Raw genomic sequence first — 10,190 nt, 5'->3', positions numbered from 1 at the left:
AAAGAAGTCAAAAGGTAATCTTGAATGCTAACGTCCGCTTTAGATTGTGAGCAGTCCTTTTTGAATTAGGGGCTAGTGTCTCCTTTGTGGTAACAGTGAGCCTATCCAGCGAATTAAGAAATGTCAGGTTTTAGTAAAACAACCACTTATGAAATTGTTATAAGTGGTATTTAGGCAAATAAACCTGCTTTACAAACGGCTCGCTTCGGCGGGCTTTTTGTTGCCTAGAGTAATGAGATTAGCCCAAAATGATTACCTTTTATATAAGAAACATTATTAGAGTTAATAAGGTAATCATTTTAGGAAACTTAAGCTTAATAGGTACTAAATGGATACTTTCTATTAGTTTAGTAATCATTAGCGATGTGGCTTATTGCCTCTAGAATCTAGGGCGCTGCAAATACTAGGGTTGTTGTGGTTACGCTTTAACTTACCGCCAGCTCTTATTCCTTATGGTGTTACATACCGAAACCAACGTAACCAGTTCTTTAGGGCTTGCTTGACGGTGAACCTTAGGTCGTAATCAATTGCCAACGAAATGTGGGAAAGAAACTTTTCGAAAGTTAAGTATTGCTTTGTTGGCACTACGCTAGAAGTAAACGACACAGATATTTCTGTCACGGCTTCTGGAGATGAAGACAAAGTATCCATGAGATTTAATATCAATTCACCATTTGGCTTAAAGCTCAGATAAACTCGGTCAATATGTACAATTAAATTTTTTGGTAAAAGTACGTAATTTCATTGATAGTTAGAGCTTTAATAATAAAGGATCTGACATGAATAATTTGGAGTTTGAACTTCTCAATGGGTATTTAGAACAACTATCACTTAAAACCCAAAATACTATTAATGAATTGCAGTTAGTTAAACGACACATTGATGGATTTAAATCACAGCTTACAAAACGAGATATATCAGAACAAACAAGAGCAAATATTCCTGAACAAAAACTGAGTATTGAACAAACTCAGACACGTAGTAAGCAGCCTAGCGACCTAATCAGAATCAAAGAAGTTATAAGCATGACAGGACTATCAAGATCTTCGATATACACTTATAAAAACAAAGGTGAATTTCCAAGCCCAATACAGTTATCTTCTCGTTCTGTAGCATGGGTTAGAGTTGATGTTGAACAATGGATTTTAGGTAAGATAAACAATAGATAATCCTGTCAATAAATCACAGGGCTATTATTGTATCCCAAGATATTATTCATATAGTTAAACCATCAAACTGTTAGAATAATTGCCAAAATATTGCTGCTTGGGTTGACCCCTTAAGTATGAAAAAAGAGTAGTACTTCAGTTTTCTCATATCTTTGCAGGAAAGTATTCACGATTATTTGACGTTAACAATTGGTCATTGCTAACGTTAACAATTGGTCATTGCTAACGTTAGCAATAAATCATAGAATAATTATAGGCACGGCTTGAATGTTTATCGTGTGTACAAATTGGAATAGAGCTTGGATAGCAGAAAGCAAAAGAGCCACCCGAAGGTAGCTCTTTGCTATTATATGGTGCTCGCTACGGGACTCGAACCTGTGACACCTTGCATGTCATGCAAGTACTCTAACCAACTGAGCTAAGCGAGCACATGTTGATAACTCAACGAGCGCTATGTTAGCTTTTGCTTAAACGCCTTGCAAGCAATTTTGTTTAATTCATTGATAAATAGGTTCTACTTGCTTGTTAAATAAACAAAATGCTTGAATATGAGGCTAGCTAGCTAAGTTTGTACTTTTTCATTGTCACCTGGTTGTAAGAATTTACCCTTTTTAATCCGCTGTTGAATTACTTGTAAACGCCAAGCGAGTAATATTGCTGCGGTAGTTAAACCAACGATAAAGCCTATCCAAAAACCATAAGGTCCCATTTTAGGCACAATCCAGTCTGTTATACCTAAAACCAAACCTACGGTTAACCCGACCAGCCAATAAGATACGAAGGTTATATATAATATAGATTTAGTGTCTTTGTACCCGCGCAATGCGCCGGCAGAGACAACCTGAATAGTATCTGAAAATTGATAAATGGTGGCTAGTAACATTAAGCTAGCGGCTAATTCTATCACCGGCGCTTCAGTACTATAAATGCCTGCAATTTGTGTTCTGAAAAGTACCGTTATTAGCGCTGTGATACAAGCTAGGGCTAAGCCAAGCACTATTGAGTACAAGGTATAGTCTCTAGCTTGTTTGAAGTTTTTATTCCCAATAGCAAAACCGACTTTAATCGTAGTAGCCATGGCAATACTTAAAGGCACCATAAACACTAAACCGGTAAAGTTTAATGCTACTTGGTGACTTGCGACAACTTGCGATCCAAAGGGCACCAAAATAATAGCGACAATAGCAAAAAGGCTGACTTCAAAAAGTAGTGATAAAGCGATAGGAATGCCTAGGGCAAGGATTGTTTTTATTTCACTTAATACCGGCCAATAAAAATCACTAAACAAATTGGCCTGTTTTAATACTTTTGAATAAAAACAATAAATAAGCATACTAATAAACATTGACCAATAAACTAACGCTGTGGCTATGCCACAACCAGCACCGCCAAGAGCGGGCATGCCAAATTTACCGTAGATAAATATATAGTTGGCTGGAATATTAACCAGTAAACCAATAATACTAATAATCATGGTTGGCTTAGTGTATGAAAGACCTTCAGAGTAATTTCTTAGCACAAGGTATAAACAAAAGCCTGGTGCGCCCCAGACAATAAATCCCAAATAATCAAACATTAATGCTTCAAGATTACCGTCTAAGGTAACGAGCGGTGCAATTATTGGTGTAAGTAAGTAGTAAAGGCCTATTAACGATAAGCCGAGCACCAAGGCTATCCAGCCGGTTTGATACGTTTGTTCTACTATATCGTTATATTTCCCTCCGCCTGCAAGCTGTGAAACAATCGCGGAAAGTGCCATGATTAAGCCATAAATGGTTAATATCAAGGGCAGCCAAATACTATTTGCTACAGCAACGGCGGCTAAATCAGTAGCACTAACGCGTCCTGCCATCACAATATCAACAAAGCCCATTAAGTTTTGAATTAATTGTGCGATTAAAATAGGGTAAGTGAGTTTTAATAAGCTTTTGCTATGGGTAAAGAAGTCGGCTAAGTTCATGTCATTGGTAACTTTAGTGAAGGGAGGGGAACGAATTATTGACTATCGCTAAACTGCAAGCATCATAGATGAGATAGCTTGAGCAAACAAGGCAAAAAATGTCTTAAAAAGTAAAGTGATATTGTAAGTTTGTGCTTATGAAAAAAACGGAATTAATTGTTCAGTTAAAAGACTTGTTCATCATCACTATCAACGGTTAATTGAATCTTCTTTCTATATTCGTCTATATGTAAATGGTAGTGAATTTCCATGCAACAAGCGGGGCATTCATCATAATAATCTTGATCACCCGCTGTTGCATCTATCGTTGTATGCAAATGATGACCACAGTGAGGACAAGTAATGCGCTTTTCGGTGAGTTTAATTGTCATGATAGCCACCATAAGTAAAGGGAAGTGATTTTATATAATCATATCATCTGCATTGAGTATGACTATATTTGACTAAATTACCAAAATAGCCCGCTGTTTTAATGATTACTGACTAGGTTTTTGATCTACATGGTCTCTGCTTTTACTAGTGTAATGGTAATGACATTATTCGCGATAATGCTGCTTTTGCTTGGTTAATGTAAATCCCACCAAAAACATTGGCATGGTTTAAGATATGGTAAAAATTATAAACTAACTTTCTTTGCTCATAACCTGCATCTAAAGGATATTCTGCTTGGTAGCCATGATAAAAGTCATCAGGAAAATGTCCAAAGAGTTCGGTCATGGCAATATCAACTTCTCGGTCACCATAATAACAAGCAGGATCAAAAATCATGGCCTGTTCGCCGCTAAAGCCTGTATTGCCTTGCCATAAATCACCATGCACTAGACAAGGTGTAACATGGTGATGCAGTAATGCGTCGTGACAAACTTGTGTGATATATTCAATATTACCCAGCATAACGGAACGCTCGGACAATAATTGCAATTGCCAAGCAATGCGTTGGTCTGCAAAAAAGGTTGTCCAGTTGCTACTCCAGTGATTGGGCTGAATAGTGTTGCCAATGAAATTATCATGTTGCCAACCAAATTGACCATGGCGTGTTTCATAATGCATTTGAGCGAGTTGTTGGCCGAGTTGATACCACAGCATAGGTTTTGCTTTACTAAAATCAATATAATCTAACACTAAAAAACTTTTGTCTAAGCTGGTGCCGATGCTGGTTACTTTTGGACTAGCAATATTAGCCAGTGTATTAAGCTGCTTTAATGAGTATGCTTCGGCTTGAAAGTGTTCTAGGTAGGCTTTGTTGTTGATTTTTAGAAAATAAGTCCTTTCGCCATCCGTTATTTTGAATGCTAAATTGGACGGAGGTGCTTTCTGAGCAATTAAACTACTCAATGAAGAGGTGTTGCCGATTCCCGTTGATATTTCCTGTTTTTCTGAAATATGAAATGGTCTGCCAGTTTCAACACTTATGGCTTGTTCAATGCTGTGCCACATAATCATCTCCAAGGGTAATTATATGGTATTTAGTATAGCTGTTTTCTTACCGAGTGCTGTATTGACAAAAAATGTTTTTTAGCAATTATTATTCATCTGATTGGGTATCTAGATATTGAATTTTATCTGTGACGCCATCCCATTTTTTTGCCTGCTCTAACGGCGGTTTAACTTCGGTAATTCTAGGCCAGTGTTTTGCTAGTTCGGCATTGAGTTCAATAAACTCTTGTTGGTCTGCGGGTACATCATCTTCTTGGTAAATAGCACCTGCAGGGCACTCAACTGGGCATAAGTCGCAATCAATACAATCATCAGGGCTAATAACGAGGAAATTAGGTCCTTCATAAAAAGCATCAGCAGGACATACTGCGACACAGTCAGTGTATTTACATAAGATACAGTTATCAGTTACTACAAATGCCATAGGTTTATCTAAATTTGTTAATTATTGTCTTAATCATGTGGTGGATCATACCTTTGTTGAGGGCAAATTCAATCTCTTGTTTATAAAATGATGGCGTACAGGTAAAATAGTGAAAAATATTACTCTTCCTATGCTGGATCTCAACAGAATGATTCGTTTAACCAATATTAAACTTCCGCTTGACCATCAAGAGCACGAACTTGAACAAGCAATTTTAACTAAATTATCAATAAAAGCGGTTCAGTTAATAAAATTCACCGTGTTTAAACGTGGTTACGATGCACGTAAGAAAAATAGTATTTTCCTGATTTATACGCTTGATGTTGAAACGAATGCTAACGAAGCCCTTCTTGCAACATTTCAGGATGATACTCAAGTAAAAGAAACGCCAGATATGGCCTATAAGTTTGTTAGTCAAGCGCCAAAGAACCTTAAAAACCGTCCTGTTGTTATTGGTATGGGACCCTGTGGGTTATTTGTAGGTTTAGTGTTGGCACAAATGGGCTTTAATCCTATTGTACTAGAACGTGGTCAAGAAGTTAGACAACGCACCAAAGACACTTTTGGCTTTTGGCGTAAAAAGATATTAAATACTGAATCGAATGTGCAATTTGGTGAAGGGGGCGCAGGAACATTCTCAGACGGTAAGCTTTATAGTCAAGTTAAAGATCCTATGCATTATAGTCGTAAAGTTCTTCATGAATTTGTTGCAGCAGGTGCACCTGAAGAGATCCTTTATGTAAGTAAGCCGCATATTGGTACCTTTAAATTAGTTACTATGGTTGAAAAAATGCGAGCCAAAATTTTTGAGCTTGGCGGTGAAGTGCGATTTAATCAACGAGTAGATAAAATTCACTTTGTTGATGTTGATGGTAATGAATGCACCGCGCAAGGCATTGAAGGTTACCAAAACAAAAAAGTTACTGGTTTAACACTCTCAAATGGTGAACACATAGAGACGAACTATATTGCTTTAGCCATTGGACATAGTGCTCGTGATACTTTTAGTATGTTATTTGATGAAGATGTTTACATGAAAGCCAAACCCTTTTCTGTTGGCTTTCGTATTGAACATGAACAAGCGGTTATTGATGAAGCACGCTTTGGTAATAATGCCGGGAATGAAATTTTAGGCTCTGCAGATTACAAGTTAGTTCACCATTGCAGTAATGGCCGTTCGGTTTATAGTTTTTGTATGTGTCCTGGGGGAACTGTTGTTGCCGCTGCCTCGGAAGAGGGCCGTTTAGTGACCAATGGGATGAGCCAATACTCTCGTCTTGAACGTAATGCGAATAGTGCTATTGTTGTGGGTATTGAGCCGGAAGATTTCATCACCAGTGAATTTGCGTCAGATAGAAATTATGTACTTGCGGGTATGGAATTTCAACGTAACTTAGAAGAAAGAGCGTTTAAACTTGGCGGTGAAAATTATGATGCGCCAGTTCAGCTTGTAGGCGATTTTCTTGCAGGACGTAAAAGTGGCGAACATGGCTCAGTAGCCCCGTCTTATAAACCCGGTGTTACTTATTGCGATTTAAGTGAAACCTTACCTGATTATGCGATAGCTGCAATTAGAGAAGCACTACCTGCTTTTGATAAGAAAATTAATGGTTTTTCAATGGCAGAAGCAACCTTAACGGCAGTAGAAACTCGAACCTCATCACCGATTCAAATTACGCGAGATAAAGATACGTTGCAAAGCCTTAACGTGCAAGGTTTGTATCCAGCGGGCGAGGGTGCGGGTTATGCGGGTGGAATTTTGTCTGCGGGTATTGATGGTATTAAAATTGCGGAAGCAATGGCATTAGCCATTACAGCAGACCAGTAAATTAATGTTCCTATGCACATGGCTTAGGGACGTCATCCCCGTGGTGTTTTAATCGGCCGTAGCATGGATGCTACTTATTAGAGAATGCAGGACGCACATTCTCCTGGATCCAGTTTATAAAGAGTGATGGATCTTCGACAAGAGAACTCGGGAATGACGATGAATGGATTCAGGATGATTGAAATCTGACTAAGCTTTTGATGTCTTGGTTATTGGTGATGCTCTCGTCGTTATTCGTTAAGGTTTATCAGTTAAAGGTATTACAGCGTATTCAGTAATACCTTTAACGGTTTGTTGCTGCCACTTTTCCCTGGGTAACTGACGCCTAATATTACGCATACTTTTCCAAATAGACTTAAGAGCTAAATGATCAGCCAACCACTTTGGTGTGTCTCCTCGACCATCCGCAATAAAAATATATTCAATAGCAATATCACTACCTTTAGCTTCTGACTGCTTAGGCATTATTGTCCAATGAGCACGGTGGGTCTTAACCTGTAGGTAATCTTTTAAATCTCTCACAGCCGCTAGCATGTAGTCTTCAACGTTTACTGCGTCTGTTAATTTTATCTCAACACTTAAGTCATCGTTTTGCCAATAAACAGAATTGAGTATTAAAATTCTTGCCTGTAATGGCCAGATCTTCGTTAGCTTTATATAGAAGTTATTTTCGGTCGCTGAGTATTGCTTAATTATTTTGCTTTCACTGGCATTAACTAACCAATGTCGGGTGTTATCGACATCTTGTAAAAATAACATAAATCCAGAAATACTTGAGTGCACAACGGCTGTAGCCTTAATTTCGATTAGCGTTGTGTTAATATTGCCTTTTATTATAGCGGGACGATAACTAACACTTTGTGAACTGTTTTTTTTCCATAACTTCCATGGGTTTTCTGAAGCATTTGCGACGGATAGCAAAACATAAAACAGTAGCACTGTAGCAAGGGTAAATATTTTCACTAAATTCAGCTAGTTATTAAGTACTTTATCAATAGTATTACTGATTTTTCAGTAAAGTGCTATGTAGATCCGGCGCAGATAGCGTTGTCATTTTCTTGCTGATAAAGGTTTGCGAAACAAGTTGATTGATCCATAACCGCATCAGTTTATATTTATGTGCATTATTTTAAAGACCCTTTTACATTTTATTTTATTATTGAATAATAAAAAATGATTAAACTCGGTTAAAGCCCTTGTTTAAAAAGGGTAAGGCTTTTACAATCATCGGGTAAAAAACCTAATTCTAAAAAAAGAGCTATGTGCTCTTTTTTATGTTCAGGATGAACGTGATTAAGCGATTGCAGGACGCAACGGCTAAAACTATTTATTTTTAACTATTAAAACTCAAGCGACGCTTCGTGTGCGCCGCCACTGATAAGGAAAAACATGCCTGTAATTACTCTCCCTGATGGTTCTCAACGTTCTTTTGAACAAGCTGTATCTATAATGGATGTTGCTCTTGATATTGGCCCTGGTCTTGCTAAAGCAACCATTGCTGGCCGTATCGACGGAAACCTTGTTGATGCCTGTGAATTAATAACTCAAGATGCCTCTTTACAACTTATCACCAGTAAAGATAGTGAAGGTCTTGAGATCATTCGTCACTCATGTGCACATTTATTAGGGCATGCAATAAAGCAGTTATACCCAAATGTTAAAATGGCTATCGGTCCAACGATTGAAAATGGCTTTTATTATGACATTGACCTTGATGAATCAATTACCGAAGATGATTTAGCTAAGCTTGAAAAACGCATGACTGAATTAGCACGTACAGGCTATGAAGTAGTTAAGAAAACAGGTTCTTGGCAAGATGCTTATGATGCCTTTACGATACGCGGTGAAACATACAAATTAGCCATTCTTGATGAAAACATCGAGAAAACAGATACACCGGCTTTATATCATCATCAAGAATATATTGATATGTGTCGTGGTCCTCATGTACCAAGCATGCGTCATTGTCATCATTTTAAATTAATGAAAGTTGCCGGTGCATACTGGCGTGGTAATTCAGACAACAAAATGTTGCAACGTATTTATGGCACTGCATGGGCTGATAAAAAGCAACTTAAGGCTTATATAGTACGTTTAGCTGAAGCTGAAAAGCGTGACCATCGTAAAATAGGTAAAACATTAGACTTATTCCATTGGCAGGAAGAAGCACCAGGCATGGTGTTTTGGCATAACGATGGTTGGACTATTTATACTGAATTAGAAAAGTTTATTCGTGAAAAATTACACGAGTATGATTACGACGAAGTTAAAGCACCAATGATGATGGATAGAAGTCTTTGGGAAAAATCAGGTCACTGGGAAAAATATGCTGATGGCATGTTTACTACTACCTCTGAAAAGCGCGAATACGCCATTAAACCAATGAACTGTCCAGGTCATGTTCAAATATTCAATCAAGGTTTGAAGTCTTATCGTGATTTGCCACTGCGCATCGCTGAATTTGGCTGTTGTCATCGTAATGAACCTTCGGGGTCTTTACATGGTTTAATGCGCGTTCGTGGTTTTACGCAAGATGATGCACATATCTTCTGTATGGAATCACAAGTTCAAGCGGAAGTGAAAAAGTGTATTGAAATGGTATACGACGTTTATGGCTCATTTGGCTTTGAAGATGTTGTTGTCAAGCTTTCAACGCGCCCGGAAAACCGTATTGGTAGTGATGAGATCTGGGATAAAGCTGAAGCAGGTTTAGCACAAGCATTAACAGACAGTAACATTGCTTTTGAATACTTGCCGGGTGAAGGTGCTTTTTACGGCCCTAAAATAGAATTCACGTTAATGGATTGTTTAGGTCGTGCTTGGCAATGTGGAACGGTACAACTTGATTTTGCCTTACCAGAACGTTTAGGTGCAACTTACGTTGGTGAAGATAACGAAAGATATACTCCGGTAATGATTCACCGAGCAATATTAGGTTCATTAGAACGTTTTATTGGTATTTTAATTGAAGAGTTCACTGGCAAGTTTCCAACATGGTTATCGCCTATTCAGACAACAATTATGAATATTACCGATAAACAAGCGCCATATTGTGAGAAAGTTGTTAAAAAACTAAAAGAAAATGGCTTTAGAGCAAAAATAGACTTGAGAAATGAGAAGATAGGCTTTAAAATCCGCGAGCACACTTTGAAGCGAGTTCCGTATTTATTAGTTGTCGGTGACAAAGAAATGGAATCAGGTGAAATATCCGTTCGAACTCGAAGTGGTGAAGATTTAGGAAAAATGTCGGTTGATGACTTTATTGCTAAGTTATCTGATGAAGTTAAAGCTCGTCAGTAAGGCTTAAATAACAATAAAGCTATAAACGGATAACACATAATAAAAGCAAAGTAGTCTGCCTTTTCTATAATT

8 protein-coding genes and 1 tRNA gene are annotated in these 10,190 nt (G+C 37.8%); 3 read left to right on the top strand and 6 right to left on the bottom strand.

Annotated features, from left to right (window positions below; all coding sequences use genetic code 11):
• Window positions 1-779: 779 nt before the first annotated feature.
• Complete coding sequence (locus tag CXF71_RS21880) at window positions 780-1,169, top strand: helix-turn-helix transcriptional regulator (protein WP_101228125.1); 390 nt, start codon at window positions 780-782, stop codon at window positions 1,167-1,169.
• A 351-nt stretch (window positions 1,170-1,520) separates the two neighbouring features.
• Here CXF71_RS21880 and CXF71_RS03295 read toward each other — a convergent pair.
• From CXF71_RS03295 to fdxA, 5 genes are all read right to left on the bottom strand, one after another.
• A tRNA-Val gene (locus tag CXF71_RS03295) sits at window positions 1,521-1,597 on the bottom strand.
• 134 nt (window positions 1,598-1,731) lie between these two features.
• The gene (locus CXF71_RS03290) at window positions 1,732-3,129 is read right to left on the bottom strand and encodes an MATE family efflux transporter (RefSeq protein WP_101231561.1); all 1,398 of its coding nucleotides are present in this window, start codon (window positions 3,127-3,129) and stop codon (window positions 1,732-1,734) included.
• 164 nt (window positions 3,130-3,293) lie between these two features.
• Complete coding sequence (locus CXF71_RS03285; RefSeq protein WP_101231560.1) at window positions 3,294-3,500, bottom strand: CPXCG motif-containing cysteine-rich protein; 207 nt, start codon at window positions 3,498-3,500, stop codon at window positions 3,294-3,296.
• A gap of 145 nt (window positions 3,501-3,645) precedes the next feature.
• Entirely contained in the window at window positions 3,646-4,566 is a 921-nt protein-coding gene (locus tag CXF71_RS03280) for a fructosamine kinase family protein (RefSeq protein ID WP_101231559.1), read from the bottom strand.
• 88 nt (window positions 4,567-4,654) lie between these two features.
• Complete coding sequence (gene fdxA / locus CXF71_RS03275; protein WP_101231558.1) at window positions 4,655-4,990, bottom strand: ferredoxin FdxA; 336 nt, start codon at window positions 4,988-4,990, stop codon at window positions 4,655-4,657.
• A 148-nt stretch (window positions 4,991-5,138) separates the two neighbouring features.
• Between fdxA and CXF71_RS03270 the strand changes: the two genes are divergently transcribed.
• Window positions 5,139-6,818 carry an NAD(P)/FAD-dependent oxidoreductase gene (locus CXF71_RS03270; RefSeq protein WP_101231557.1) on the top strand — a complete coding sequence of 560 codons (1,680 nt, stop codon included), beginning with the start codon at window positions 5,139-5,141 and terminating at the stop codon, window positions 6,816-6,818.
• Window positions 6,819-7,055: 237 nt separating this feature from the next.
• Here the strand turns inward: CXF71_RS03270 and CXF71_RS03265 are convergent, their stop codons facing one another.
• Window positions 7,056-7,781, bottom strand: coding sequence for a hypothetical protein (locus CXF71_RS03265; protein WP_101231556.1), 726 nt, complete (start codon window positions 7,779-7,781; stop codon window positions 7,056-7,058).
• Between the two features lie 426 nt (window positions 7,782-8,207).
• Between CXF71_RS03265 and thrS the strand changes: the two genes are divergently transcribed.
• The gene (gene thrS, locus CXF71_RS03260; RefSeq protein ID WP_101231555.1) at window positions 8,208-10,118 is read left to right on the top strand and encodes a threonine--tRNA ligase; all 1,911 of its coding nucleotides are present in this window, start codon (window positions 8,208-8,210) and stop codon (window positions 10,116-10,118) included.
• The last annotated feature ends 72 nt before the right edge of the window (window positions 10,119-10,190 follow it).

The sequence above is a fragment of the Colwellia sp. 12G3 genome, assembly GCF_002836775.1.
In the GTDB taxonomy this organism is placed as follows: domain Bacteria; phylum Pseudomonadota; class Gammaproteobacteria; order Enterobacterales; family Alteromonadaceae; genus Colwellia.
Note: the sequence above shows the minus strand (reverse complement) of the source record. Positions and strands in the feature narration are given on the sequence as shown.

Bases quoted from the DNA above. Each gene is read 5' to 3' on its own strand.
- CXF71_RS21880 (WP_101228125.1), top strand. From the start codon at position 780: ATGAATAATTTGGAGTTTGAACTTCTCAATGGGTATTTAGAACAACTA.
- CXF71_RS03290 (WP_101231561.1), bottom strand. From the start codon at position 3,129: ATGAACTTAGCCGACTTCTTTACCCATAGCAAAAGCTTATTAAAACTC.
- CXF71_RS03285 (WP_101231560.1), bottom strand. From the start codon at position 3,500: ATGACAATTAAACTCACCGAAAAGCGCATTACTTGTCCTCACTGTGGT.
- CXF71_RS03280 (WP_101231559.1), bottom strand. From the start codon at position 4,566: ATGTGGCACAGCATTGAACAAGCCATAAGTGTTGAAACTGGCAGACCA.
- fdxA (WP_101231558.1), bottom strand. From the start codon at position 4,990: ATGGCATTTGTAGTAACTGATAACTGTATCTTATGTAAATACACTGAC.
- CXF71_RS03270 (WP_101231557.1), top strand. From the start codon at position 5,139: ATGATTCGTTTAACCAATATTAAACTTCCGCTTGACCATCAAGAGCAC.
- thrS (WP_101231555.1), top strand. From the start codon at position 8,208: ATGCCTGTAATTACTCTCCCTGATGGTTCTCAACGTTCTTTTGAACAA.